Source organism: Acidibrevibacterium sp. (genome assembly GCF_049965395.1).
In the GTDB taxonomy this organism is placed as follows: Bacteria; Pseudomonadota; Alphaproteobacteria; order Acetobacterales; family Acetobacteraceae; genus Acidibrevibacterium; species Acidibrevibacterium fodinaquatile.
Genome location: NZ_JBMFWJ010000002.1, coordinates 59621 through 86559 on the forward strand (window position 1 = coordinate 59621; position 26939 = coordinate 86559).

Below are 26939 nucleotides of genomic sequence, written 5' to 3' on the forward strand. Positions count from 1 at the left end.
AGATCAGCGGGCGGCGGTCATGCCAATCTGCCGCCCTTTTGCGTCATAGGTGTAAATATAAGGTCCACGTTTGATATTGATTGTTGAACCGGTATAGCCCCTTAGACCATCGTTCGCACCGGAGCCCGCCGGTAAGATAAATATCGGACGGTTTTTCTCGTCATAGACTTGCACAATTGTCCCACGCTGCACGGCATTCCCAATCGCCATGGTGCTTATCCCCTCACTGCGAACAGCTTGGCCACTATCGATAGTTACCTCACGTTAAACTTGAGATTCCGTCGAATCAAACTGGCGACGCCTATCCCTGCGCGGTGTTGTAGAAAACGCAATCCCCGACGATCGAGACAAGCTTTTTATAAGCCCGCTTTATAAGCTCCCTTGGGGGCCGGCGCTGAGCCGGGCCGTTCGCGTCCTTTGCGTCCTGTCGGGCGTCACGTTCACGCAGGGGCGCGACTCTGCGTAAATGCAAAATTAGCAAATCAGGCGCGTGTTTTTCGCATAACACCCTGTGGATAAAATTATCCACAGGGTGTTAGTAAGTAATCTGAAGAAAGCCTGTCAACAGATTCCAAAGACTCGCGTTCCCCTCGAAGGAAAGCCGCACTCACGCCGAGCAACGTCAACAATATCTTTCTTAATTCACGCTCAGATTGTCACCGCCGGCCACAACTCAGCTTCACCATGACGAGTGAATCGCATGTATTAACTACCTGTGGTTAAATTAGTCCTTTTAACTTCTCCTTTTTGGCGATATAAGCTGCTTTCTTAGCAATCTCTGGCAGTGCTCTGGTGGGGGAGAAGATTTTAATGCACGAGTATCGTTCACTTGATGCGCTGGTTCGGGCGCGTTTGCAGAAATGGCCGCAGCGGCCGCCGGGGCTGGCGCCGCGCGCACAAGGGGCAGACACCTGGCTGCGCGGCAGACCTGACGTGAAAACCGGAACTTGTAACCCATTCCTGAAATTCCCTGGGAGCGATCGGCTGCGAACCCTGCCCGATGGGCTATGGCTCAATTTCGGCGGCACGTCTGTGGAGCCTTATGTGGATATTTTCGCCATCGAGGCCTGCGGATCGCTGCAAAACCTGCTCGACAAACGCTCGCGCTTCGCCCCGAGCACGCAATCGCTGCTTGCCGTGTGTCCGGTGCCATGGCTGCTCGCCCCGGTCAGCAGCAACGAGGAAACGCCGCGCTGGCAGGCGATCGGGCTGCTCCGCCGCGAGCCGGTGACCCCGCTGGTTCTGCCGGTGCGCGATCTGCGCGTCCTCTACGGGTTGAAAAATCGGCATTATCAGGGATTTGCCGCGAGCCAGATCCCCCATCCGCACGAATATTTCGTGCCGATGGAAGCGCTGACCGACGAAAACAGCGCCGATAACCCGGCCTTGCGCGCTATCGTCGGGCGCGCCTCGGCGACGGCGAATTTTTTCGATCAGCCCTGTGCAGCGCCGCGCGCGGCGGAAACGCTCAGCGGTTGACGCCGATCCTCGCGCGCACCCGCGCATGCGCGAGATCGACCACGACCACCCGGTCCGGCCCGCCACCATGAAGGAGGAGGGCCAACTGATCGGGCCCCTCGCTCGCAATCGCGGCGATTTCGCTCGCCGGCGGCTCGTCGAGCCGGATCGCGACCTCCGCCCCGGTCATGCTCGGCGGGCCAGCCAGCCGTTTCGCGATCAGCACCGCGAGCGTCGCCGTCCCGACGATGATCAGGACCGCCATGATGATGGTGATCGCCTTTAGTGTCCGCATGATTGCCGCCTATGCGCCATGGGCACCTGCGCGCGCGCGCCCGAACCGGCTATGCTCTGTGTCATGCCGCCGTCCTTACCCCAGCCCGCTGCCGAGGGCGAGACCGAGACCGAATCCTTGACCATCCTCGCCCCGCCCGACGCCGCCGGGCAGCGCGTCGATCGGTTTCTCGCCGCGTCGTTCCCGGCGCTCTCGCGCGCGCGCATTCAGGCGCTGATCGCGGCGGGCGCGGCGCGCCGCGGCGGTGCCGTGTTCACCGATGCCGCCGCACCGGTCCGCGCCGGCGAGCGCTACACCCTTGCCCCACCACCGGCCGCCGCGGCACGGCCGGCGGCGCAGGCGATTGCTTTCCCGGTCCTGTTCGAAGACGAGGATTTGCTGGTTCTCGACAAGCCGGCGGGTTTGGTCGTTCACCCGGCGCCGGGAAATCGCGACGGCACCCTGGTCAACGCCCTCCTCGCCCATTGCGGCGACGATTTCGCCGGCATCGGCGACGAAAAGCGGCCCGGGATCGTCCATCGCCTCGACAAGAATACATCCGGCGTGATGGTGGTCGCGAAGACCGCGTGGATGATGGCGCGACTCGGGGAAATTTTCGCAACACGCAGGCTGGAACGCACCTATCTCGCGCTCGCCTGGGGCCTTCCCAGCCCGGCCGCCGGCAGTATCGAGGGCGCGATCGGGCGCGACCCGCGCGATCGCAAGCGCATGGCGGTGCGGGCTTCCGGTGGCAAGCCGGCGCTCACCCATTATCGCCTCAGGGAGAGTTGGTTCGGTGCCGTCTCGCTGCTCGAATGTCGCTTGGCGACGGGACGGACACATCAGATCAGGGTGCATCTTTCGGCCAACGGCCACCCGCTGATCGGCGATCCGCTCTATCTCCGCCGCATGCCCGCTGCGGCAAAAGCCGTGCCGGCGGCGATCAAGGCGCGCCTGCTCGATTTCCCCCGGCAAGCGCTGCACGCCGCCGAGCTTGGCTTCATCCACCCGAGAAGCGGCGCCAAACTGGCGTTTTCAGCCCCGCCGCCGGCCGATTTCCAGGCCCTCCTCGGATTACTGGCAGGGCCGCGGAATTCTTAATTCCTATTCATCATGTCGGGTTTTCCTTGACCGGACCGCTTTGGTCCAGTATGAGATTCGGCAACGAATGCGCCCCTCTTCTCGCGTCCCGGTTGATCTGAGTCTTCCGTCCGGCCTGATACCCCGCCGGACCTCAGAGCGGGATGGAGCCGGGTTTTCCTCACCCGGCGACATAACCGGCCGGAAATTGCGACAGATCAAGACGCATCAGATCGCATCACGCTAATATGTCGGGCGTTGGGTGCCGTTCCTTGCAACCGCTCCCGCCCGGACGAAAGGAGCCTATCGCCATGGCCTCTGCCGTCGCTAATCTTGCCCCCGAGGGCAATCTTTCGCGGTATCTCCAGGAGATCCGCAAATTCCCGATGCTTTCCGCGGAAGAAGAGCTGGAGCTCGCGCATCGCTGGCGCGACCAGGGAGACACCGAAGCCGCGCATAAGCTGGTGACTTCGCATCTTCGCCTCGTCGCCAAGATCGCCATGGGCTATCGCGGCTATGGCTTGCCGATGGGCGAGCTGATCAGCGAGGGCAATGTCGGCATGATGCAGGCGGTCAAGCGCTTCGACCCCGATCGCGGCTTCCGCCTCGCGACCTATGCGATGTGGTGGATCCGCGCGGCCATCCAGGAATACATCCTGCATAGCTGGTCACTGGTCAAAATGGGCACGACGGCGGCGCAGAAGAAGTTGTTTTTCAATCTCCGCCGGCTCAAAGGCCAGATGCAGGCGATCGAGGACGGCGATCTCCAGCCCGAGCAGGTCGCCAAGATCGCCCATGCGCTCGATGTGCCGGAGCAGGATGTGGTCAACATGAACCGCCGCCTGACGGCGCCCGACCACAGCCTGAATGCGCCTCTCCGCAGCGATAGCGAGGGTGAATGGCAAGATTGGCTGGTCGATGACAGTGAGAACCAGGAAACCGTCATCGCCGAGCAGGAGGAGGTCTCGGGCCGCAAGGCGCTGCTCGGCGCGGCGCTCAAAACCCTCAATGACCGCGAACGTCACATCCTCATCGAGCGGCGGCTGCGTGACAATCCGACGACGCTCGAGGATCTCTCGCAGCAATACAATATCTCGCGCGAACGGGTGCGCCAGATCGAGGTGCGCGCCTTCGAGAAACTGCAAAAGGCGATGAAGGCGGAAATCGCCAAACGCCGTGGCATGCCACCGGAAGGCCACGCTTGATAGTGTCGAGTAACCTCGTGTTCGATCGGGCGGCCCTGCGGGGCCGTCTTTTTTTGGACAATACCAGTGCTGCGAAACGAAAAGGTCAGTGACACTCATATAATTTCGATATTGCATCATTCATGCGTTTTTGATAAATTGATATTCGTTAACGAACGCCGCCGTGCCGCATCCGCCCCACCGCCGTCTTCATCTTTTATGCCGTGGAGGAACACATGCCGCGCCGCACCCGCTTTTCGCCGCTCGCCAGCACCGCTCTCGCGACCGCTTTCGTACTCGCCGGCAGCGTCCTCGGCGCCCGTCCGGCGCAGGCTCTTCCTTTCGAATTCTTCAATGAATTCGATATGTCGCCGAGCACCGGCAACCCCACTGATTTCGAGATCACCTTCGCCGGCGCGCCGCCGATCCCGACCCAGAACGCCGCGGATTCGGCCACCGATCCGTTTGCCAACGGCGCAGATCTGGCGCCGGGTGGATCGACGGCCAATGCGTCAGTGACGACGTCCTATAATCCGGTTACGAACCAGACCACCGTCACCTACTCCGGAAGCCCGCTCAAGTCCGACACGCATATGCATTTCGGCCTCAATGACGGGCCGATCCTCTCGCCCTATCCGCCGAACAATCTCAGCGTCGTGAGCAAAACCTGGACCTATTCCTCCAGTAGCGGGATATCCCCGGTGCTCATGCCGGCCGCCAATATCGACCTCATCCAGCCGCATCCGATCGCCGGCAACGCAACGGAATTCCTAGTGATCTATCTCGAAGCCGGCTTTGCCAGCGGCGGGCCGTTCTACGGCTCCTGGTTCGAGGTGCCGTTCGTCGCCGGCCCGAACACGACGATCGCCTGGAACGCCGCCGAGGGCCTCCTTGAGGTCGATGGCCTGGATGAGTCGACCGGCGGCGCCGATGTCGCCATCAGCAACACCGAGGATCAGCCACTTTATCTCCAGAGTTACGGCTATTTTATGTCACCAACGGAAATCCCCCTCGACCAACTAAATGCCACTGATTTCCCGCCGCCCGGGAGTACCAATTCGCCGTTCACCGCCTTCAATGGCCCGGCAACGCTCGCTTCCGGGGAATATTCCGGCAATATCCCCGAACCGGCGAGCCTCGGTCTGCTCGCCGCCGGCCTGTTCGGTCTCGCCGGCGCACGGCGCCGCGCCCGCCAGCCCTGACCCGGCGCGGCTAGCCCGAGGCAGCGCGCGCGCGATCCATGCGCGCGCGCATCTCGGTAACCACGGCGGCAATGCCATCGAAAATCGCCTGGCCGATCAGAAAATGGCCGATATTGAGTTCACGCACTTCGGGCAACGCGGCAACCGGCGCGACGTTCTCGTAAGTCAGGCCGTGCCCGGCATGGCATTCGAGGCCGAGTTCGGCGGTCAATGCCGCGGCGTCGCGTAGGCGCGCGAGTTCGCCGGCGTGGCCCTCGGCATAGGCGCCGGTGTGCAGCTCGACCACCGGCGCGCCGATCGCCGCCGCTGCGCGAAGCTGCTCCGGATCGGGATCGATGAACAGCGAGACCCGGATTCTCGCTTCCGCGAGCGCCGCGACCACCGGGGCAAGCGCCACGCTATGTCCCGCGACGTCGAGCCCGCCTTCGGTGGTGATTTCCTGCCGGCGCTCGGGCACCAGGCAGACGGCATGCGGGCGAAGCCGGCGGGCGATGTCCACCATCTCCGCCGTCGCCGCCATTTCCATGTTCAAGGGCGCGGCGATCTCGGCCCGCAGACGCTCCATATCGGCATCCCGCATATGCCGCCGATCCTCGCGCAGATGCGCGGTAATGCCATCCGCCCCGGCGCGAAGGGCCGCTTTGGCAAGCGCCACTGGATCGGGATGGGCGCCGCCGCGCGCATTCCGAACGGTCGCGACATGATCGATATTGACCCCGAGTCTGAGCGTCGTCATCGGTTCCTCATCCGGTTGGCCCTGAGTGTGGCGGCAAGGCGGATCGCCGCGATCAGACTCGCGGGATCGGCGCGGCCCTGTCCCGCGATATCGAACGCCGTGCCATGATCGGGCGAAGTGCGGGTGATCGAAAGCCCGAGCGTCACGTTCACGCCGCCATCCATGTCCAGCGTTTTCAAAGGGATCAACGCCTGGTCATGATACATGCAGAGCGCCGCATCATAGCCGGCACGGGCGCGGGCAGTGAACATGGTATCGGGCGGTAGCGGGCCGAAAGCGTCGATCCCGGCGGCGCGGAGCGCCGTGATCGCCGGCGCGATCAGCGTTTCCTCCTCATCGCCCATCGCGCCGCCTTCCCCGGCATGCGGGTTGAGGCCAGCGACGGCCAGGCGGGGGGAGGGGAGGGCGAAATCCTCGCGCAAGGCGGCCGCGGTGATCTGTCCCGCAGTCACGATCGCTTCCACGCTCAACGCATCGAGCGCGGCACGCAAGCCGACATGCACGGTGACCGGAACGACGCGCAGCATGGGTGAGGCGAGCATCATGATCGGCGTCGTGGCCCCGGTGAGGGCGGCAAGAAACTCGGTGTGGCCGGGATGGGGAAAACCGGCAGCATACAGCACCGATTTGCTGATCGGGTTGGTGACCAATGCTGCCGCCCGCCCGGCCAGCGTGAGCGCGACCGCGCGCTCAATCGCCGCAATCACGCTCGGCGCATTGGCGGGGTCTGGCTTACCGGGCCGCACCGGGGCCGCGAGTGCGAGTGGAAGGATCGGCAGCGCATCGGCGAAAACGGCAAGCGCCTCCTCGGGTTCGGCGATCGCGCGGATTGGCACCTCGGAGCCGGAAAACAGCGCCGGATCAGCGAGGACGAAGAACGCCGGCCCCTCGGCATGGAGCACACGCCAGGCGCCGAGCGTGATCTCCGGCCCAATCCCCGCCGGATCGCCCATGGTGAGGGCTAGGGGAAGAATTTGTTCTTTTTTGAAAAAAAGAACCAAAAAACTTTTATCCGTTGGGCAGTGCCTGCGGCACTGCCCGCGCCGAGAAACCGGGAAGAAAGTCTTTTTGCTTCTTTTTCTTCAGAAAAAGAAGATCTGGCCTTTTGGTCATGGCCATTCAGATATGCAGCGCGCGGCCGGCGACCGCGAGCGCCGCCTCTTTGACAGCTTCGCTCAGGCTTGGGTGGGCGTGCGAAGTGCGCGCGACATCTTCGGCGCTGGCGCCAAACTCGATCGCGGTGACCAGTTCGGCGATCAGGGTGCCGGCATCGGGGCCGATGATATGGGCGCCGAGCAGGCGATCGGTTTTTTCGTCGGCGAGCAATTTGACGAACCCCTCGGTCTCGCCCATGGCGCGGGCGCGACCATTCGCGGTGAAGGGAAATTTGCCGACGCGATACGCGGTGCCCGCTTCGCGCAAGCTTTCCTCGGTCGCGCCGACGCAGGCCGCCTCGGGCCAGGTATAGACGACACCGGGAATGGCGCCGTAATTGACGTGTCCCGCCTGGCCGGCGAGGATTTCGGCGAGCGCGACGCCTTCTTCCTCCGCCTTGTGCGCGAGCATCGGTCCAGCGATCACATCGCCGATGGCGTAAATGCCGGCAACCGAGGTCGCGTAGTGCTCATCGGTCTTGATGCGCCCGCGCTCATCGCGCGCAACGCCGATCTCCGTAAGGCCAAGCCCCTCGACATAAGGCCGGCGGCCGATCGCAAGCAGCACGATATCGGCGCTGATCTCCTCGGCTTTGCCCCCCTTGGCGGGCTCGAGGCTCAAGATCACGGTTTTTTTCTCGACCCGCGCGCCGGTGACCTTGGTCTGGAGGCGGAATTTCATGCCTTGTTTGGCGAGAATGCGCTCAAACGCCTTGGAAATCTCGCCATCCATGGTTGGCACCAGCCGGTCGAGGAATTCGATCACCGTCACCTCGGCGCCGAGACGCCGCCAGACGCTGCCGAGTTCGAGCCCGATATAACCGCCACCGATGACGACGAGGTGCTTCGGAACCGCATCCAACGCCAAGCCGCCGGTCGAGGTGACGATGCGCGTCTCGTCGACCTCGACGCCAGGGAGCGGCACGCTTTCGCTACCCGTGGCGATGACGATGTGCTTGGCCGCGTATTCCGCACCGTCCACCGCGACAACGCCGGGGCGGGCGATCCGCGCCGCGCCCTTGAGCCAGGTGACTTTGTTCTTCTTGAAGAGGAATTCAACGCCTTTGACATTGGCGCTCACCACCTCCTCTTTCCGTGCCTGCATGCGCGAAAGATCGAGCGTAATCCCCTTCACCATCACGCCATGATCAGCGAGCGCGGATTGGGCGGCATGAAAATTCTCGGATGATTGCAGCAACGCTTTCGAAGGGATGCAGCCGATATTGAGGCAGGTGCCGCCCAAGGTCGCGCGCTTCTCGACACAGGCGACCTTGAGCCCGAGCTGTGCCGCGCGCAGGGCACAGACATAGCCGCCAGGGCCGGCGCCGATGACGATGACGTCAAATGTTTCGCTCATGATCTCAAAGATCCAAAAGCAGGCGGCGCGGGTCCTCGATGCTTTCCTTGATCCGCACCAGGAACGAGACCGCCTCCTTGCCGTCGACGATACGATGATCGTAGGACACGGCGAGATACATCATCGGGCGGATCTCGATCTTGCCGGCGATCGCGACCGGCCGTTCCTGGATCTTGTGCATCCCAAGAATCGCCGATTGCGGCGGATTGAGGATCGGCGTCGACATCAGCGACCCATAGACGCCGCCGTTGGTGATGCTGAAACTGCCGCCGGTGAGTTCTTCGAGCTTGAGGGTGCCGGCATGGGCACGCTTCCCGAAATCGGCGATCGCTTTCTCGATCTCGGCAAAACCCATGCGATCGGCGTTGCGGATCACCGGCACGACGAGACCGTTCGGGCCGCCGACCGCGATCCCCATATGCACGTAATGCTTGTAGATGATGTCATCGCCATCGATCTCGGCGTTGACGGCGGGAAATTCCTGCAGAGCGACGATGGCGGCGCGGACGAAAAAGGACATGAAACCGAGCCGCGCGCCCTGGTGTTTCTTCTCGAACGCGTCACGGTATTCGTTGCGCAATGCGATCACCGCGGAGAGATCCACCTCGTTGAAGGTGGTGAGCATGGCGGCGTTGTTTTGCGCGTCCTTCAGGCGCTGAGCGATGGTGCGACGAAGGCGCGTCATGCGCACGCGCTCCTCGCCGGCGTCGAGTTCGCGTGGCGCCTTTGCCGCGGGGGCCGCTTTCGGCGCCGCCGCGCCGTTTTCGAGGAAAGCGAGCACGTCCCCCTTGGTGATGCGCCCACCCTTGCCGGCGCCGGCGCCGATCTGCGCGGCGGTCACCTTGTTTTCGGCCATCAATTTCGCGGCCGCCGGCAGCGCTGCGTGCGTCGCCGCAGCCTGCGCTGGCGGCGGTGCAGCCGCCGGGCGTGCAACCGGGCCCGAGGGGCGCGGCGGCGGATTGACGCCGCCGCTCGGGTTCGCCGCCGGACGTTCCTCCGGCTTCGCCTTGCCGCCGCCTTCGGTCAATGTTGCGAGCACGGCGCCGACCTCGACCTCGTCCCCCTCGGCGACGGCGATCTCGGCGAGCACGCCGGCCGAAGGCGCGTTCACCTCCACCGTCACCTTGTCGGTTTCCAGTTCCGCCAGCGGCTCATCCGCCGCGACGGCGTCGCCTTTGTGCTTGAGCCAGCGCGCCAGGGTCGCGGTGGTGATGCTTTCGCCAAGCTGCGGCACCTTGATTTCCGTCGGCATCGCCATTCCTCGTCCTGACTTCGTTTTCCGCTGATTAGGCTTTTGCGAGCGCCTTGTCGACCAGCGCCGCCTGTTGTGCCGCGTGCACTTTGGCAAGGCCAGTCGCCGGGCTCGCCGCTTCGTCGCGCCCGACATAGCGCGGCCGTTTCGCCTTCCCTTTGATGTCCTCGAGCACGCATTCGATGCGCCGATCGACGAAGCACCAGGCCCCCATATTCATCGGTTCTTCCTGGCACCAGACGATTTCCGCGCGGCGATAAGGCGCGAGCAGCTTCGGAAGCGTGAGTTTCGGGAAAGGATAGAGCTGTTCGAGCCGGAGGATGGCGATATCCTCGATTCCGCGTTCCCGCCGCGCCGCCAAGAGATCATAATAGACCTTGCCACTGCACAGCACCACGCGGCGCACCTCGTCGGGCTTGGCGATCGGATCGATCTCACCAATCACGGTCTGGAACTGGCTGCCCGCACTCATATCGGCGAGCGAGGAGACCGCGAGCTTGTGCCGGAGCAGCGATTTCGGCGTCATCAACACCAGCGGCTTGCGGAAATTGCGCTTGAGCTGGCGGCGCAGCGCATGAAAGTAATTCGCCGGTGTCGTCAGATTGCACACCGCCATGTTGCGCTCTGCGCAGAGCTGCAAATAGCGTTCGAGCCGCGCCGAGGAATGCTCCGGCCCCTGGCCTTCATAGCCGTGGGGCAAAAGCAAGACGAGGCCCGACATGCGCAGCCATTTCATTTCCCCCGACGCGAGGAATTGATCGATGATCACCTGCGCGCCATTGGCGAAATCACCAAACTGCGCTTCCCACAAAACCAGGGTGTGCGGATCGGCGACCGAATAGCCATATTCGAAGCCGAGCACCCCGGCTTCCGAGAGCAGCGAGTTATAGATCTCGATTTTCGCCTGCCCGTCATCGGGCGCGATGTTATTGAGCGGCACATATTCGTGCTGATTGGTCTGATCGATCAGCACCGCATGGCGCTGGCTAAAGGTGCCGCGCTGGCAATCCTCGCCCGAGAGACGAACGCGATGCCCTTCCAGCAGCAGGCTGCCGAAGGCGAGCGCCTCGCCGGTCGCCCAGTCGATCCCCTCGCCACTCTCGATCATCTCGCGCTTGGCCTCGAGTTGGCGCGCGATCTTGGGGTTGACGTCGAACCCTTCCGGCACGTGGGCGAGCGCGTGGCCGATGGTCTTCAGCGTCTCCTTATCGACCGCCGTTGCCTCTTCCGCCCATTCCTCGCGTTCGTCGGCCTGTTTGAGTCCCGACCAATGGCCTTCGAGCCAATCGGCCTTGTTGGGCTTGAAGGATTGCGCCGCCGCCTGCGCCGCTTCGAGTTCGGCGGCGAAAGCATCGGCCATCGCCGCCGCCTCTTTCGCGGTGAGTACGCCGGCCTGCACCAAGCGTTCGGCATAGAGGGTGCGAGTGGTTTTCTGGGCGCGGATGGCTTTGTACATCAGCGGCTGGGTGAAGGCCGGCTCGTCGGTTTCATTGTGGCCATGGCGGCGGTAACAGACGATGTCGATCACGATGTCGGCGGCGAACGCCATACGGAATTCGGCGGCGAGGCGAGCGCAATAGACTACCGCTTCGGGATCGTCGCCATTGACGTGCAGGATCGGCGCCTGCACCGATTTCGCGACATCGGTGCAATAGAGCCCGGAATAAGCGTGCGCCGGAACCGTGGTGAAGCCGATCTGGTTGTTGACGACGACATGCACGGTGCCGCCGGTGCGATAGCCGATCAGTTGGCTCATCGCCAGGGTCTCGTAAACCAAGCCTTGGCCGGCGAAGGCGGCATCGCCATGCACGAGAATACCCATCACCGAACGCCGGCGGAGGGTATCGCCCGCCATGTCCTGGCGCGCCCGCACCTTGCCCACCACCACCGGATCGACCGCTTCGAGATGGGAGGGATTGGGTTGCAGCGAGAGATGCAGCGACCGCCCAGCGATCTCGAGATCGGTCGAGGTGCCGAGATGATATTTGACGTCGCCCGAGCCCTGCACGTCATCGGGATTGGCGCCATTGCCGCCGAACTCGCTGAACACCGCGGTGAAGGGTTTTTTCACCACATTGACGAGGGTGTTGAGGCGACCGCGATGCGGCATGCCGATGACGATCTCGTTCGCCCCCTGTTCGGCGGCGGTGGTGATGATGGTGTGCAGCGCCGGGATCGTCACCTCGCCGCCCTCGAGGCCGAAGCGCTTGGTGCCGACATATTTCTTCTGGCAGAAAGTCTCGAACCCCTCCGCCTCGGTGAGTTCACGCAAAACCTGAACGCGCGCCTCGGGCGCGAGGCCGTCGCGCCAGGGCGCGCCCTCGATCCGGCGCTGGATCCAGGATTTTTGATCCGGATCCTGGATATGCATGAACTCGACCCCGATCGGGCCGCAATAGGTCTCGCGCAGGATGGTGACGATTTCGCGGATGGTCGCGGTTTCGCGGCCGAGTACGTAATCGATGAAAATCGGCCGGTCGTAATCGGCCTCGGTGAAGCCATAACTCGCCGGGTCGAGTTCGGGATGAGGCTTGGGCACGTGCAGGCCGAGCGGGTCGAGCTGTGCTTCGAGATGGCCACGCACCCGATAGGCGCGGATCATCATCAGGGCGCGGAGACTGTCTTCCGCGGTCTTGCGAATCTCCGCCGCACTCGCGCCAGGGGAGGACGGCGGCGCAGGCGCCTCGCCATCGCCGGCATCATAATGGCGCGGCGCCCAGGAAGCGCCCATCGCGTCGGTCAGGACCGCCCGCGCCTCATCGTTCAAAGAGGCGAAAAGCTCCGCGAAACTGGGATCGACCGCCCCCGGATCGGCCACCCATTTGGCGTAGAGATCGGCGATGAAACTTGCATTCGCGCCATTAAACGCACTGGCGAGAAGATCGACGCCTGCCATGTGATTGTCCCTGCTCCTGATCTGGCCGTTATCGACCCATAGAGAGCATATATGACTTAAGTATGACTTGCGTCCGGTGCAATTTTACTGCCCTAGCTATGCACCTGACGCATCGATGCGCTCAGCCCCCCAAGGCGCGGATCATGGTGCTGCCGAGCGCTGCCGGGCTTTCCGCGACATGGATCCCAGCCTCGCGCATCGCCGCCATCTTGGCCGCCGCGGTATCGCGCCCGCCGCTGATCACCGCCCCGGCATGGCCCATGCGCCGGCCCGGCGGTGCCGTCGCGCCGGCGATGAAGCCGACCACTGGCTTTTTCACTTTTTCGCGAGCGAGGAATTCCGCGGCCAAAATCTCGCTCTGGCCGCCGATCTCACCGATCATGATGATCGCCTGGGTTTCGGGATCGGCGAGGAACATCTCCAGCACTTCGATGAAATCGGTGCCCTTGACCGGATCGCCGCCGATGCCAACGCAGCTCGACTGGCCAAGCCCGGCCGCCGTGGTCTGCGCCACCGCCTCATAGGTGAGCGTGCCCGAGCGCGAGACGATGCCGATCCGGCCGCGACGATGGATATGCCCCGGCATGATACCGATCTTGCACGCCTCCGGGGTGATCACGCCGGGGCAGTTTGGGCCGATCAGCCGCGATCGGCTTCCCGAAAGCGCCCGCTTGACGCGCACCATGTCGAGCACCGGAATCCCCTCGGTGATGCAGACGATGAGCGGCACGCCGGCATCGGCCGCTTCCAGAATCGCATCCGCAGCAAAAGGCGGCGGCACGTAGATCGCCGACGCGCTCGCCCCGGTCGCCGCGACCGCCTCGGCGACAGTATCGAAGACCGGCAGGCCGAGATGCGTCCCGCCACCTTTTCCCGGCGTTACCCCGCCGACCATCTTGGTGCCATAGGCGATCGCCTGCTCGGAATGGAACGAGCCTTGGGCGCCGGTGAAACCTTGGGTGATGACACGGGTTTCGGCATCGACGAGAACAGCCATGTCAGGCGGCCTCCTTCACGGCGTTGACCACCTTCTCGGCGGCATCGGCAAGATTATCGGCAGCGATGATGGGTAAGCCCGATTTGGCGAGAATTTCCTTGCCGAGTTGCACATTTGTCCCTTCGAGCCGCACCACCAGCGGCACGCTGAGCGCAACCTCGCGCGCCGCCGCAACCACGCCCTCGGCGATCACGTCACAGCGCATGATGCCGCCGAAGATATTGACCAGAATTCCCTCCACATGCGGGTCGGAAAGGATGATCTTGAACGCCGCCGTCACCCGCTCCTTGGTCGCGCCACCGCCGACATCGAGAAAATTCGCCGGCGCCGCGCCATAGAGCTTGATGATGTCCATGGTCGCCATGGCGAGCCCGGCGCCATTGACCATGCAGCCGATGGTGCCGTCGAGCGCCACGTAATTGAGGCTGTGGCGCGCGGCCTCCCGCTCCTTCGGGTCTTCCTCATCCTCATCGCGGAGTTTTTCGAGATCGGGGTGGCGGAAGAGAGCGTTGTCGTCGAAGCTGATCTTGGCATCGAGGGCAACCACCTCGCCGCCTCCGGTCACCACCAGCGGATTGATCTCGATGATGCCGCAATCGAGTTCGACGAAAGCACGGTAAAGCGCTTGCGCGAAGCGGCCGAAGGCGCCGATCTCCTTGGCGGCGAGGCCGAGCCCATAGGCGAGCTTGCGGGCATGGAAAGAAGAGAATCCACTCGCCGGATCGATCGTCACCGTCAGGATCTTTTCGGGATGGTGCGCCGCGACCTCCTCGATCTCCATCCCGCCTTCACGGGACGCCATCATCGCCACCCGGCCACTGTCGCGATCGACGAGAAACGAGAGATAAAGCTCACGCGCGATATCGCAGCCCTGTTCGATATAGACGCGATGGACTTTGCGCCCGGCCGGCCCGGTCTGCTTCGTCACCAGGGTGTGGCCGAGCATCTGGCCAGCGATCTTGCGCGCCTCCTCGGGCGAGCGCGCCAGCCGCACACCGCCCTTGCCGGCCGGATCGTCGGCGAAGTGGCCCGCGCCGCGGCCGCCGGCGTGGATCTGCGCCTTCACCACATAGACGGGGCCGGAAAGCTTCGCCGCCGCCGCTTCCGCCTCCTCGGCAGTCCAGGCGACGTGCCCCGCGAGCACCGCGACGCCATAGTGGCGCAGCAGTTCCTTCGCCTGATATTCGTGGATGTTCATCGCGCTCAGCCCACCAGCTTGCGCGAGGCTTCGACCAGTTCCCGCACCGCGGCGCAGGATTTCTCGAACGCCGCGCGCTCCTCGGCGTTGAGCTCGATCTCGACCACCCGCTCGACCCCGCCGGCGCCGATCACCACCGGCACGCCGACATAAAGCCCCTTGATGCCATACTGGCCATCGAGCCAGGCAGCGCAAGGCAGCACCCGCTTCTTGTCGCGGAGATAGCTCTCGGCCATGGCAATCGCCGAGGAGGCCGGGGCATAAAACGCGCTGCCTTTCTCAAGCAATTTCACGATCTCGCCGCCGCCATTGGCGGTGCGGGTGACGATGGCGTCGATCTTCTCCTTCGTCGTCCACCCCATCTTGATCAGATCGGGGACCGGGATGCCGGCGACCGCGGAATAGCGCACCAGCGGCACCATCGAATCGCCATGGCCGCCGAGCACGAAGGCCGTCACGTCTTCGACCGAGACGTTGAATTCACGGGCGAGGAACAGCCGGAAGCGCGCGGAATCGAGCACTCCCGCCATGCCGACGACGCGCGCATGCGGCAGGCCGGATTTCTGCTGCATGACCCCGACCATGGCATCGAGCGGATTGGTGATGACGATGACGAAGGCGCCGGGGCAATAGGTCTTGATCCCCTCAGCGACGGTCGCGATGACGCCGGCATTCTTGGCGACGAGATCATCGCGCGACATGCCGGGCTGGCGCGGGAAGCCGGCGGTGACGATGACGACATCGGCGCCGGCGATCGCGGCATAGTCTGACCCCCCGGTCATTACCGCGTCAAATCCTTCGACCGGGCCGGATTGCTCGAGATCGAGCGCCTTGCCGGCCGCGACCCCGCCGAAGACGTCAAACAAAACGACGTCGCCGAGTTCCTTGAGGCCGATCAAATGGGCAAGGGTGCCGCCGATATTGCCGGCGCCGATCAGGGCGATCTTGTTGCGGGCCATGGCTGTCTTCCAAATGAGGGTGGAACATGCGCGGCGCACACCGCCCAAGGCCAGTCCCCCCAGACGGCGCCGCCCCGAAAGGCGAATGTTGCTAACCCATCCCCCGCCGAGCGGCAAGGTCTCGCCCGCGCGCAAGACCGTGAGCGGGAGAGGCGGGGGAAGGGGGGCTGGGGAGCGGGTCAGGTCGTCGTGGGAACGCCGGCTTCGGCCAGCGCCGCCGCCTGGCGCGCCGCGAGGCGATCGGTGTCGAAATCGGCGATCAGATCCTGGAACATCCGATACCAGTTGAGTTCGGCGCCGAGGCGCAAAAATACGCTGCCGAGCCCGATCGCCGAGCGGTCCATCAGCACGAATTCGCGCGGCGGCTTGACCCCGCCGGTGCGCTGCAATCCGGCATGCACCTGCTCGGCGACGGCGCGGCCGAATTGCGTATCATTGGTCTCCTGGATCCGCCGGGCGCGGTCCTGCATCAGCGGCTCATAGAGAAATTTCGCCCAAAGATTGAGGATTTCGAGTTTTTCGCGGGTGACGTCGGTAAATCCCCAAGCGGCGTAAGCGGCATGGGCGCGGTCTTCGTCATTGTCACGCACCGCCTCATAAAGGTCGATCACGCCGCGCACGAAACGCGCTGGGAACACCCGGATCGCGCCGAAATCGAGCAGATTGACGCCGCCATCGCCGGCAACCTGGTAATTGCCGAGATGCGGGTCGCCGTGAATGACGCCATAGCGATAGAGCGGCACATACCAGGCGCGAAACAGCGCCTCCGCGACCCGGTTGCGTGCCTCCTGCGGCGGGTCGTCGGCAAGCCAGCGCATCAGACCCTGACCATCGAGCCAGGTCATGGTGAGCAGGCGCTCGGTGCAATAGCCGGCGATCGGCTCGGGCACGTGCACCGCCGGCTCACCGGCCAGCATCCGCTGATAAAGCCGCATCTGCGCGGCTTCACGCCGGTAGTCCAGCTCCTCGCGCAATCGCTCGGCGAGCTCGAGATAGACGTCGCCTTGGCGAATGGCGTTATCCATGCGGTGATAAATCGCCATCGCGAGCTTGAGCTGGCGGAGATCAGCCTCCACCGTGCTCGGCATGTCAGGGTATTGCAGCTTGCAGGCAACTTGGCGGCCATCCGGCAGGGTTCCGCGATGCACCTGGCCGAGGCTCGCGGCCGCCGCCGCGTCCTCCTCGAACACCATGAATCGGCTGCGCCAGTCCCGCCCGAGTTCGCTCTCCATCCGCCGGCGCACGAAAGCTCGGCCCATCGGCGGCGCGTTGGCCTGCAATTCGGCGAGTTCGGCGGCGTATTCGGCGGGCAACGCATCGGGCACGGTGGAGAGGAATTGCGCGACCTTCATCAGCGGCCCTTTGAGCCCACCGAGCAGCACCTTGAGATCCTCGGCATGGGCAGCGCGATCGGTGCGGAGGCCAAACATCCGCGCCCCGGCGAGGCGCGCGGCGATGCCGCCGACGGCACCCGAAGTCCGCGCCATGCGCTTGACCTCGCCAAACAGCGTCGCGCCGTCATGCCGTCTGGCGGCTTCGGGGCGATCGGCCATCAGCCCATCGCCTCGAGCTGATCGATGAAGCCGGCGATGACCTCGGTGCCGCGGCGCCAAAACGCCGGATCGGCGGCGTCCAAGCCAAACGGCGCCAACAGCGCGCGATGCCGCTTGCTGCCGCCGGCGCGCAGCAGATCGAGATATTTCGCGGCGAATCCGGGATGCCCGTCCTCGAACACGCCATAGAGCGCATTCACCAAACAATCTCCGAAAGCATAAGCATAAACATAGAACGGCGTGTGAATGAAATGGGGAATGTAGGCCCAGAACACACTATAATCTTCGCTGAATTCAAAGGCCGGGCCGAGGCTTTCGCGCTGGACCTCAAGCCAGAGTTCGCCGATTTGGTCCGGCAACAACTCGCTTTTACGCCGGGCGAGATGCAGTTTTTTCTCGAAGCGATAAAAGGCGATCTGCCGCACCACCGTATTGAGCATGTCCTCGACCTTCGCCGCCAGCATCACCCGCTTGCGCGCCGGATCGGTCTCGGCGGCAAGAAGGGCGCGGAAGGTCAGCATCTCGCCGAACACCGACGCGGTTTCGGCGAGCGTCAGCGGCGTATTGGCGAGCAGATAGCCTTGGCCGCCGGCCAGAACCTGATGCACGCCATGGCCGAGTTCATGGGCGAGCGTCATGACATCGCGGGTGCGGCCATGATAATTGAGAAGGAGATAAGGATGCACGGAGGGCACCGTCGGGTGAGCGAAGGCGCCGCCGGCTTTGCCGGGGCGGAGGGTCGCGTCGATCCAGGGGCGCTCGAAGAACGGCCGCGCCACCGCCGCGAGTTCGGGTGAGAACGCGCCGTAGGCGTCGAGCACGCGGCGCGTCGCCTCCGGCCACGGGATTTCGCGGTCATGATCCTCAGGGAGCGGGGCGTTGCGGTCCCAATGCTGTAATGTCTCGAGCCCAAGCCATTTCGCCTTGAGCGCGTAATAGCGATGGGCAAGGCGCGGGTAGGCCGCCGTCACCGTCTCTTCCAGGGCCGCCACCACCTCGTCCTCGACCATGTTGGCGCGGTTGCGCGCGCTCCACGGCTCGGGATAGCGGCGCCAGGTGTCGATGATCTCCTTGTCCTTGGCGAGCGTGTTGGTAATGAAAGAAAAAAGACGGATATGCTGGGAAAAGACGGCACCGATCGCGCCGGCCGCGGCTTTCCGCACGGCGCGATCGCGATCGGAGAGTTTTTCGAGCGCCGCGTTGACCGTGAGTTCCTCGCCATCGAGCGGCACACGCAAGCCGGCGATCGTCTCGTCAAACAGCCGGCTCCACGCGGCATGGCCGGTAACTTCTTTTTCATGCAGCAATTTTTCCAGCTCGTCGGAGAGCTGATGCGGCCGGAAGACGCGCAAATCATCGAGCCATGGGCGCCAGCGGGCAAGCGCTGGGGCGGCGTATTTGGCCGAGAGCGTCGCCTCATCGAGCCGGTTCAGCTCCAGGGTGAAGAACAGCAGATGGCTGCTGATCGCCGTCACCCGTTCGGTGATGGTCTGATAGAAGCGGCCGCGCTCGGCGTCGGTGGCGCAGGTGGCGAAATGCAGTTGCGCATAGGAGACGAGGCGGCCGAGCTGCTCCTCGATCTGCTCATAGGCCGCGATCGCGGCCGCCAACGCCTCGCCCGAAAGCGTGGCAAGACGCCCGGCATGGGCGCTTTCGAACGCCTTTGCCGCCTTTTCGGCGGCTGCAAGATCGGCCTCGATCGCCGGGCTTTCCGGGCTTTCATAGAGATCGCCAAGATCCCAGGAGGGCAGTGCGGTATCGGCGGCCGGTTTTTCGGCGGCGCGGTCGGGCAGGGAGCCGGGCATCGGCGGGTGACCTCGTTGCATTTGATACCCCTCGATGTAAGCGATCGCGGGGGGACGTCAAAGGGTCTCGCCGATGGCAAGGCTGATCGGGCGCCGGGCGGGCATTTCCCAAAAATGATTTTCCGGCCGAGCGACGACGCTGGCCGATGTCTCACGCCATCGGCTTGCGCGCCTTATTGCCTCAATTCACCATTGTCTCAACTCACCGGCGCGATGCCGCGGACTGAGAAGCGCTGGCTCAGTTCCGCCGGCACGCCGAGGAAATTCATCTGCACCGGATAAAGCGTGTAGCCGAGGCCCTGGAGTCGGGTCTTGAGCGCGACATAATCAGATTTCTGGAATTCGACATAGAGCACCGGCCGGCAGCGCTTGATGGTCTCGGTCGCGCCCGTGAGCACATCGTCCTCCATGCCCTCGGCGTCGATTTTCATCAGATCGAGGCGGGTGAAGCCGAACCGGTCGAGCGTGGTGACGGGCACGAATTCGCGGAGCAAGGGGTCATGGCCGCGCGGCTGGTCGAGCGGTTCGCGCTGCTCGGGGCCGAACTCGATGCTGCCGAAATTGAGCGGGCGATGGTAGTCAAACTGCGGCACCTCCAATGCCCCTTCACGCGCGCCGACCGCCATGGTGTGGCAGATCACGTTGGTGAGCCCGTTGAGCACGGTGCTGCCGGCGATCATGTTGCAGAGGATGCGCTGCGGCTCGAAGCAATGCACCCGCCCGCGCGGCCCGGCGACGGCGGCCAGGCGCAGCGTGTACGTGCCGATATTGGCGCCGACATCGACGACGATCGGATCCGGCGGGGCGAGGCTGAGGATGGTCGCGAGCAGCTCGATTTCGGGATGGTCGATCGCCTGGCCGGTTTTGAACAGGGCGTTGGTTTGGTTGATGTCGTTGCGGTTGACCAGCATCTGGCCATAAACCGTCGGCACGATGAGGGTAAAGGAAAGCGGCCGTGCCGGCGCAAAGCCGGCGGCGGGCGGCGGGGCTCTCTCTGGTTGAGGGTTTGTGGGTTGGGTTTCCTGGGACCGGGTTTCTCGGGGTTGGGATTCGGGGGGTTGGCTGTCCGACGGGTTTTCCGACATCGAATTTCCTAGGGATCTCCTGGGCGGCCCTTGGCCGGGGCTCGGCGCGCACCGCGATTTTGCGGCGTCATCAGGCTAGTCGCAAAATCCTAACGAAAACCTTCACGGGAAGAAACAAATTCTCGGCTCTCTGGCGCGCGCCGGGCGTGACGGCCATTCCAGGCTGCGCTATGAGCGGGAGAGGAAGTTTTAGGGAACGCCTGATCGTGCGCCATTTCGCCAATTCTCTCCGCGCCGGGCCCGATGCGCGCGGCCGTTTCGGCTCTTTCGGCGGGCGCTTCGTCGCCGAGACGCTGATGCCTCTCATTCTCGAGGTCGAAGCCGCCTATCGCGCCGCCCGCGACGACCCCGGGTTTCAGGCGGAACTCGACCGCTATCTGCGCGATTATGTCGGCCGCCCGAGTCCGCTCTGGCCGGCCGAGCGGCTTGCGGCGGCTTTGGGCGGCGCCAAAATCTATTTCAAGCGCGAGGATCTGAACCACACCGGCGCGCACAAGATCAATTCCTGCCTGGGTCAGATCCTGCTCGCCCGCCGCATGGGCAAGACCCGCATCATCGCCGAGACCGGCGCCGGCCAGCACGGCGTCGCGACCGCGACGGTCTGCGCCTTGTTCGGCCTGCCTTGCACGATCTATATGGGCGCTGTCGATGTCGAGCGGCAGAAACCCAATGTCTTTCGCATGCGCCTGCTCGGCGCCGAGGTACGCCCGGTCACCTCAGGGTCGGCGACCCTCAAGGACGCGATGAACGAGGCGCTGCGCGACTGGGTCGCCCATGTGAACGACACCTATTATCTCATCGGCACCGTCGCCGGGCCGCACCCTTATCCGATGATGGTGCGCGATTTCCAATCAGTGATCGGCACCGAGACCCGCGCCCAGATCCTCGCCGCCGAAGGCAGGCTGCCGGACGCCGCGCTCGCCTGCGTCGGCGGCGGCTCCAACGCGATGGGCCTTTTCCACACGTTTCTCGATGACGAAGCGGTGCGCTTGATCGGGGTCGAGGCGGCGGGGCGCGGGCTCGACACAAATGAGCACGCGGCGAGCCTGGAGCGTGGCCAGCCCGGCGTTTTGCACGGCAACCGCACCTATCTGTTGCAATCGCAAGACGGGCAGATCGAGGAGGCGCACAGCATCAGCGCCGGGCTCGACTATCCCGGCATCGGCCCCGAGCATGCGTTTCTGTTCGAGAGCGGGCGCGTCACCTATGTCAGCGTCACCGATGACGAGGCTTTGGCCGCGTTTCAGCGCTGCACCCAGACCGAGGGCATCATCCCGGCGCTCGAGACGGCGCACGCGCTCGCGTATCTGACCAAGCTCGCCCCCGAGATCGGGCCGGGCGGCGTCATCGTCGTCAATCTCTCCGGCCGCGGTGACAAGGACATTTTCACTGTCGCCCGCCATCTCGGTGCCGGCGCTGGCCTTGAGGAACTGCCGTGAGCCGCATCGCCGCCCGATTCGCTGCCCTCCGCGCCGAGGGGCGCGGCGCCTTCATCCCCTTTCTCGAAGCCTTCGACCCGGATCGCGCGACCAGCCAGGCGATTCTGGAGGGCATGCCGGCGGCCGGCGCCGATCTGATCGAGATCGGCATGCCGTTTTCCGACCCGATGGCCGACGGGCCGATCATCCAGGAAGCCGGCCAGCGCGCGCTCAAGGCCGGGGCGACGCTTGCCGGCGTGCTCGCCATGGTGCGCGCCTTTCGCACGCATGACGCGGCGACGCCGGTGATCCTGATGGGCTATCTCAACCCCATCCTCGCCTATGGCGAGGCGCGGTTTTGCACCGATGCCGCCACCGCCGGCGTCGATGGGTTGATCATCGTCGATCTGCCGCCCGAGGAGGCCGACCTGCTCGCGCCCGACGCGGCCCGCGCCGGCCTCGATATCATTCGCCTGGTCGCGCCGACCACCGATGCGAAGCGCCTGTCGCACGTCCTCACTGGCGCTGGTGGCTTCGTCTATTATGTCAGCATCGCCGGCATCACCGGCACCAGAAGCGCCGCCATCGCCGATCTCGCCGCCGCCATGCCGCCGATCCGGCGCGCGACCGATCTGCCGATCGCGATCGGCTTCGGCGTCAAAACCCCGGCGCAAGCGGCGGCAGCGGTCGGCATCGCCGATGCCGCCGTCGTCGCCTCCGCCTTGATCGAAACCCTGGCGGCCAGTCTCCAAGATGGCCGGGCTGGGCCGGATACGGTTGTGCGTGTGCTCGATCAGGTGCGCGCGATCGCGCGGGCGATCCGGGAGGTGCGGCGATGAACTGGATCACCGAATTCGTCCGCCCGAAAATCCGCACCCTGCTCGGGCGGCGGGAGATCCCGGACAATCTCTGGCACCAATGCCCGGCCTGCGAACAGATGGTGTTTCGCCGCGATCTCGAACGCAATCTCAAGGTCTGCCCGCATTGCGGCCACCACATGCGCGCGAGCGCCGCCGAGCGCCTCGCCTGGACGCTCGATGACGGTGGCACGCGCATCGAACTACCGAAGGTTCCCGCCGATCCGCTGCGCTTTCGCGACAGCAAGCGCTATACTGATCGCCTCAAAGAGGCGCGCGAGAAAACCCACCTGACGGATGCGCTGCTCGTCGCCCACGGCAGCATCGCCGGGCACAAAGCGGTGGTCGCGGCGATGGCGTTCGAATTCATGGGCGGCTCGATGGGGGCGGCGGTTGGCGAGGGGATTGTCGCCGCTGCCCGCCTTGCGGTGCTGCAGCATGCGCCGCTCATCATCTATACCGCCTCCGGCGGGGCGCGGATGCAGGAGGGCGCGATCAGCCTGATGCAGATGCCGCGGACAGTGATCGCGGCGCGACAGGTCAAGGACGCGGGACTTCCCTTCATCACCGTCCTCACCGATCCCACCACCGGCGGCGTCACCGCGAGCTTCGCGATGCTCGGTGACGTTCAGATCGCCGAGCCGGGCGCCTTGATCGGCTTCGCCGGGGCGCGCGTCATCGAGCAAACGGTGCGGGAAAAACTGCCCGAAGGGTTTCAGCGTGCCGAATATCTTCTGGCGCATGGCATTCTCGACGCCGTGGTGGCGCGCGCCGAGATGAAGGAAACGCTCGCCCGGTTGATCGGCCTGCTGACCCGAAAGCAGGCCGCGTGAAAGGATTTCCGCCGCCCGAGCCGGGTTACGGTCCGGCGCTTTCGCCGATCGTCGCACGGCTACACGCGCTGCACCCAACGCTGATCGATCTCAGCCTCGGGCGGCTTGAGAGGCTGCTCACCGGGCTCGGCCATCCCGAGCGCCGGCTGCCGCCGGTAATCCATATCGCCGGCACCAACGGCAAGGGCAGCACCGCCGCTTTCACCCGCGCCATCGCCGAGGCCGCCGGGCTTGCTGTTCATGTCTATACCTCGCCGCATCTGGTGCGTTTCAACGAACGGGTGCGGCTTGCCGGCCGGCTCGCGAGCGATGCCGAGCTGTTCGCCGCCCTCGAAGAGGTGGAGCGGGTGAATGCCGGCGCGCCGATCACCGTGTTCGAGGTCATCACCGCGGCGGCATTCCTGCTGTTTGCCGCGATTCCTGCCGACCTCGCGGTGATCGAGGTCGGCCTCGGCGGCCGCGCGGATGCGACCAATGTCATTCCCGCCCCGGCGGCCTCGGCCATCACCTCGATCTCGCTCGATCATCGCGAATTTCTGGGCGACACGCTCGCCGCCATCGCCGGCGAGAAAGCCGGGATCATCAAACCCGGCGCCCCGGCGGTGACCGGCGCGCAAGCGGCGGAGGTGCGCGCGGTGCTCGAGGCCGCCGCCCGTCGCGCCGGCACCACGCTCGCCGCGCGCGGGCGGGACTGGACGGCATCGGTGGACGCTGGCGGCTGGCGCTTCGCCGATCGCGGCGATCACTTCGCCCTGTCGTTGCCAACGCATCTTCCTGGGCGGTTTCAGATCGACAATGCCGGCATCGCGATCGCCGCTTTGCGTGCCGCCGGCTTTCGCTGGCCGGAGAACATCATCGCCGCCGGGCTCGCCAGTGCCGAATGGCCGGCCCGTTTGCAACGCCTCGCCGGCGGGCTCGCCGGCCTGCTCCCCGAGGATTGGGAGCTTTGGCTCGATGGCGGGCATAACCCTGGCGCCGGCGTCGCACTCGCCGAGCATCTCGGGCGCGCGTGGGGGGATCGACCGGTGCATCTAATCATCGGCATGAAACAGAGCAAGGACGCCGCCGAGTTCCTCCGCCCGTTGCTGCCCCATGCCGCCTCGGTGCTGGCGGTTGCCGAGCCGGGGCAGCATCTCGCGATGCCGATCCCGGCGATCGTTGCCGCCTCGGGTGGCCGCGCCCGTCCCGGCGGCAGTGTCGCCGAGGCGCTGCATCGCCTGCCCAAAGATGGCCCGTCGGCGCGGGTGCTCATATGTGGTAGTCTCTACCTCGCCGGCGAGGTACTGCGGCAAGCGAGCGCCCCGGAAGCCCTCTCGCCGGCCTGAAACCGGGGGCGCACAGCCTGGTGTTTTTCGAGGCGAGGGAGAGAAACGAACATGAACACTGACGCGCCCGGTGGCCCGCCGCTGACCCCGCAAGGGCTGACCGCGCGGCGATCACAATCAGAAGGAGACGATGATGGGTGAAATGATCGAATTGACCGCATCCTGCGGCCACCATTTCCAGGCCTATTCCGCGGGGGACGCCAAGGCGGCGCGCGGGCTTGTGGTGGTGCAGGAGATTTTCGGCGTGAATGCGCATATGCGGCGTGTGTGCGACGAACTCGCTGGCTATGGCTATCGAGTGGTCTCGCCGGCTTTGTTCGACCGGGTCGAGCGCGGCGTCGAACTCGGCTACAGCGAGGCCGATGTCCAGCGCGGCTTGGCCCTCCGCGCGCCGATCGACGAGGCGGCGGTGTTGCGCGACATCGAGGCCGCGGCGGCGGCGCTGGCGCCGCGCCCAACCGGGATCATCGGCTATTGCTGGGGCGGCACCATCGCCTGGCTCGGCGCCACTCGGAGCCACGCCTTCAAAGCCGCGATCGGCTGGTATGGCGGCGGCATCGCGGCGGCGCGGGAGGAGACGCCGCATTGCCCGGTGCAACTCCATTTCGGCGCCGAGGACAAGGGCATTCCGCTCGCCGATGTCGAGGCGATCAAGGCGCGCCACCCCGAAATCCCCGTCTATATCTATCAGGGCGCGGGACATGGTTTTGGCTGTGAGGCGCGAGCGAGCTTCAATGCGCGCGCCAATGAGATCGCACTCCATCGCAGCCTCGCCTTTTTCGCGGAACACCTCATCTGACCAAGGACAAGTTTTTTGCTTCTTTTTTCAAAAAAGAAGCGCTTTCCCCACTGATGGCATCTTTCGAGGCATGCCGCGATGTTCGGTGACGAGGCCTATTGGCTCGCGGCGCTGTTCGGGCTGATCCGCGCCCAGATCCTGGCGCCGCTCGGCCTCGTCGTCGCGCTCGCGCTCAGCCTTCATATCCTGCTCACCAAGCGCGATGTCGGCGCCGCGATCGGCTGGATCGGCCTCGTCTGGTTTTCGCCGTTGCCGGGGGGTGTCGTTTACCTGGTGTTTGGCATCAACCGCGTGCAGCGGCGGGCGCGGGGGCTGCGCGATGGGCCGCGCGCGATCCCGCGCGATGTGCCGGCGGGATCACCGCGCGAGGATCATCTCGCGCCTCTGGAGCGTGCCGCGCGTCACCTGACCCGGCGCGCGACGGTTGCCGGCAATGCCATCACGATGCTGCGGAACGGTGATGAGGCCTATCCGGCGATGCTGGCGGCGATCGCCGGGGCGCGCCACTCGATCGCACTTTCGACCTATATCCTGCGTGACGATGAGGCGGGCGGGCCGATCATCGAGGCGCTGATCGCGGCGCGGGCGCGCCGGGTCATTGTCCGGGTTCTGCTCGATGGTGTCGGCAGCGGCTATTTCATCTCTCCCGCCTATCGTCGGCTGCGCCGTGCCGGGGTTCGGGTCGCGCGGTTCCTGCACTCGCCGCTGCCATGGCGGATGCCGTTTCTCAATTTGCGCAGCCACAAGAAAATGCTGCTCATCGATGGCTGGCACGGTTTCACCGGCGGCATGAATATCGGCGCAGAGAACCTCGTCGCCCGCCATCCGCGCCACCCGGTGCGCGATACCCATTTCGCCGTCGCCGGACCCGTTCTCGCGCAGCTCGTCGAAGCCTTCGCCGATGATTGGGCGTTCGCGACCGGCGAGGAGTTGGAGGGGCCGGCCTGGTTCACGACGCCGGATGCGAGAGGCGAGGCGGTGGCGCGGGTGGTGACGTCGGGCCCGGATGAGGATGTTGAGAAGATCGAGCTGCTGGTGTTGCAGGCGATTGCCTGCGCACAACGCTCGATCGCCATCATGACCCCTTATTTCCTCCCCGACGAGCGGCTGGTGACGGCGTTGGCGCTGGCGGCGCTGCGGGGGGTTGGCGTTGATATCGTCGTGCCGGCGCGGAGCAATCACCGGCTGGTGGACTGGGCGAGTGCTGCCAATATCAAGCCCTTACTCGACGACGGGGTGCGGATCTGGCGCAACCCGGCGCCGTTCGATCACTCGAAAATGATGGTGGTGGATGGCGTCTGGTGCCTGATCGGCAGTGCGAATTGGGACATGCGCAGCTTCCGGCTCAATTTCGAGCTGAACATGGAGGTCTTCCACGACGATCTCGCGGCGACCCTTGGCGCCCACATGACGGCGTGCCGCGGGCCACGCATCACGAGCGAGGAGATCGCCGCCAGTCCGCTGCCGATCCGCCTCCGCAATGCCGCGGCGAGGCTTTTGCTGCCCTATTTGTAAGG

The 26939-nt window shown here is 64.9% G+C and carries 23 protein-coding genes; 10 read left to right on the top strand and 13 right to left on the bottom strand.

All coding sequences use genetic code 11. The features are described from left to right. Nucleotides 1–3: 3 nt before the first annotated feature. Nucleotides 4–210 (bottom strand): hypothetical protein, encoded by a 207-nt coding sequence (locus ACP5M5_RS01240; protein WP_427935003.1) that lies wholly within the window; start codon nucleotides 208–210, stop codon nucleotides 4–6. A gap of 723 nt (nucleotides 211–933) precedes the next feature. On the opposite strand from ACP5M5_RS01240, the gene ACP5M5_RS01245 reads away from it, so the two are divergent. Continuing rightward, nucleotides 934–1479 (top strand): hypothetical protein, encoded by a 546-nt coding sequence (locus ACP5M5_RS01245; RefSeq protein WP_427935004.1) that lies wholly within the window; start codon nucleotides 934–936, stop codon nucleotides 1477–1479. On the opposite strand, the gene ACP5M5_RS01250 is transcribed toward ACP5M5_RS01245, so the two are convergent. After that, complete coding sequence (locus ACP5M5_RS01250) at nucleotides 1469–1753, bottom strand: hypothetical protein (protein ID WP_427935006.1); 285 nt, start codon at nucleotides 1751–1753, stop codon at nucleotides 1469–1471. The two genes, ACP5M5_RS01245 and ACP5M5_RS01250, sit on opposite strands and share 11 nt — an antisense overlap. 63 nt (nucleotides 1754–1816) lie before the next feature. On the opposite strand from ACP5M5_RS01250, the gene ACP5M5_RS01255 reads away from it, so the two are divergent. The 3 genes from ACP5M5_RS01255 to ACP5M5_RS01265 all read left to right on the top strand — a co-directional run bounded on the left by ACP5M5_RS01255 (nucleotide 1817) and on the right by ACP5M5_RS01265 (nucleotide 5198). Next, nucleotides 1817–2833, top strand: a complete 1017-nt coding sequence (locus ACP5M5_RS01255; RefSeq protein WP_427935008.1) for an RluA family pseudouridine synthase — start codon at nucleotides 1817–1819, stop codon at nucleotides 2831–2833. Nucleotides 2834–3123: 290 nt separating this feature from the next. Then, nucleotides 3124–4017: an RNA polymerase sigma factor RpoH gene (gene rpoH / locus ACP5M5_RS01260; protein ID WP_114912123.1), complete on the top strand. Its 894-nt coding sequence runs from the start codon at nucleotides 3124–3126 to the stop codon at nucleotides 4015–4017. A gap of 215 nt (nucleotides 4018–4232) precedes the next feature. Further along, the gene (locus tag ACP5M5_RS01265) at nucleotides 4233–5198 is read left to right on the top strand and encodes a PEP-CTERM sorting domain-containing protein (RefSeq protein WP_427935009.1); all 966 of its coding nucleotides are present in this window, start codon (nucleotides 4233–4235) and stop codon (nucleotides 5196–5198) included. 10 nt (nucleotides 5199–5208) lie between these two features. On the opposite strand, the gene ACP5M5_RS01270 is transcribed toward ACP5M5_RS01265, so the two are convergent. The 11 genes from ACP5M5_RS01270 to ACP5M5_RS01320 all read right to left on the bottom strand — a co-directional run bounded on the left by ACP5M5_RS01270 (nucleotide 5209) and on the right by ACP5M5_RS01320 (nucleotide 20037). Further along, nucleotides 5209–5934 (bottom strand): pyridoxine 5'-phosphate synthase, encoded by a 726-nt coding sequence (locus ACP5M5_RS01270; protein WP_427935010.1) that lies wholly within the window; start codon nucleotides 5932–5934, stop codon nucleotides 5209–5211. Further along, nucleotides 5931–6908, bottom strand: a complete 978-nt coding sequence (gene pdxA / locus ACP5M5_RS01275) for a 4-hydroxythreonine-4-phosphate dehydrogenase PdxA (protein ID WP_427935122.1) — start codon at nucleotides 6906–6908, stop codon at nucleotides 5931–5933. The genes ACP5M5_RS01270 and pdxA overlap by 4 nt, the downstream gene beginning before the upstream one ends. Before the next feature lie 145 nt (nucleotides 6909–7053). Then, entirely contained in the window at nucleotides 7054–8445 is a 1392-nt protein-coding gene (lpdA, locus tag ACP5M5_RS01280) for a dihydrolipoyl dehydrogenase (RefSeq protein WP_427935011.1), read from the bottom strand. A 4-nt stretch (nucleotides 8446–8449) separates the two neighbouring features. Further along, complete coding sequence (gene odhB / locus ACP5M5_RS01285; protein WP_427935012.1) at nucleotides 8450–9697, bottom strand: 2-oxoglutarate dehydrogenase complex dihydrolipoyllysine-residue succinyltransferase; 1248 nt, start codon at nucleotides 9695–9697, stop codon at nucleotides 8450–8452. Between the two features lie 34 nt (nucleotides 9698–9731). Continuing rightward, the gene (locus ACP5M5_RS01290) at nucleotides 9732–12593 is read right to left on the bottom strand and encodes a 2-oxoglutarate dehydrogenase E1 component (RefSeq protein ID WP_427935013.1); all 2862 of its coding nucleotides are present in this window, start codon (nucleotides 12591–12593) and stop codon (nucleotides 9732–9734) included. 121 nt (nucleotides 12594–12714) lie between these two features. Next, nucleotides 12715–13590, bottom strand: coding sequence for a succinate--CoA ligase subunit alpha (sucD, locus tag ACP5M5_RS01295; protein ID WP_114912128.1), 876 nt, complete (start codon nucleotides 13588–13590; stop codon nucleotides 12715–12717). 1 nt (nucleotide 13591) lies between these two features. Then, on the bottom strand, nucleotides 13592–14788 hold the full coding sequence (gene sucC, locus ACP5M5_RS01300) for an ADP-forming succinate--CoA ligase subunit beta (RefSeq protein ID WP_427935014.1): 1197 nt from the start codon (nucleotides 14786–14788) through the stop codon (nucleotides 13592–13594). Between the two features lie 5 nt (nucleotides 14789–14793). Next, entirely contained in the window at nucleotides 14794–15747 is a 954-nt protein-coding gene (gene mdh, locus ACP5M5_RS01305) for a malate dehydrogenase (RefSeq protein ID WP_114912130.1), read from the bottom strand. A 179-nt stretch (nucleotides 15748–15926) separates the two neighbouring features. Next, nucleotides 15927–17300, bottom strand: coding sequence for an ABC1 kinase family protein (locus tag ACP5M5_RS01310; RefSeq protein WP_427935015.1), 1374 nt, complete (start codon nucleotides 17298–17300; stop codon nucleotides 15927–15929). Beyond that, on the bottom strand, nucleotides 17300–19105 hold the full coding sequence (locus ACP5M5_RS01315) for a M3 family oligoendopeptidase (protein WP_427935016.1): 1806 nt from the start codon (nucleotides 19103–19105) through the stop codon (nucleotides 17300–17302). The genes ACP5M5_RS01310 and ACP5M5_RS01315 overlap by 1 nt, the downstream gene beginning before the upstream one ends. A gap of 197 nt (nucleotides 19106–19302) precedes the next feature. After that, entirely contained in the window at nucleotides 19303–20037 is a 735-nt protein-coding gene (locus ACP5M5_RS01320) for an FkbM family methyltransferase (protein ID WP_427935017.1), read from the bottom strand. A gap of 359 nt (nucleotides 20038–20396) precedes the next feature. On the opposite strand from ACP5M5_RS01320, the gene trpB reads away from it, so the two are divergent. The 6 genes from trpB (at nucleotide 20397) to ACP5M5_RS01350 (ending at nucleotide 26937) form a co-directional block, all read left to right on the top strand. Beyond that, a complete protein-coding gene (trpB, locus tag ACP5M5_RS01325) occupies nucleotides 20397–21629 on the top strand; it encodes a tryptophan synthase subunit beta (RefSeq protein WP_427935019.1) in 1233 nt (410 codons plus the stop codon). Further along, nucleotides 21626–22447 (top strand): tryptophan synthase subunit alpha, encoded by an 822-nt coding sequence (trpA, locus tag ACP5M5_RS01330; protein WP_427935020.1) that lies wholly within the window; start codon nucleotides 21626–21628, stop codon nucleotides 22445–22447. The genes trpB and trpA overlap by 4 nt, the downstream gene beginning before the upstream one ends. Beyond that, entirely contained in the window at nucleotides 22444–23298 is an 855-nt protein-coding gene (gene accD / locus ACP5M5_RS01335) for an acetyl-CoA carboxylase, carboxyltransferase subunit beta (protein ID WP_114912136.1), read from the top strand. Before trpA ends, accD begins: the two co-directional genes overlap by 4 nt. Beyond that, nucleotides 23295–24623 (top strand): bifunctional folylpolyglutamate synthase/dihydrofolate synthase, encoded by a 1329-nt coding sequence (locus tag ACP5M5_RS01340; RefSeq protein ID WP_427935021.1) that lies wholly within the window; start codon nucleotides 23295–23297, stop codon nucleotides 24621–24623. Before accD ends, ACP5M5_RS01340 begins: the two co-directional genes overlap by 4 nt. A 133-nt stretch (nucleotides 24624–24756) precedes the next feature. Beyond that, on the top strand, nucleotides 24757–25422 hold the full coding sequence (locus ACP5M5_RS01345) for a dienelactone hydrolase family protein (RefSeq protein ID WP_427935023.1): 666 nt from the start codon (nucleotides 24757–24759) through the stop codon (nucleotides 25420–25422). Nucleotides 25423–25500: 78 nt separating this feature from the next. Further along, nucleotides 25501–26937, top strand: coding sequence for a phospholipase D-like domain-containing protein (locus ACP5M5_RS01350; protein ID WP_427935024.1), 1437 nt, complete (start codon nucleotides 25501–25503; stop codon nucleotides 26935–26937). Nucleotides 26938–26939: the final 2 nt, after the last annotated feature.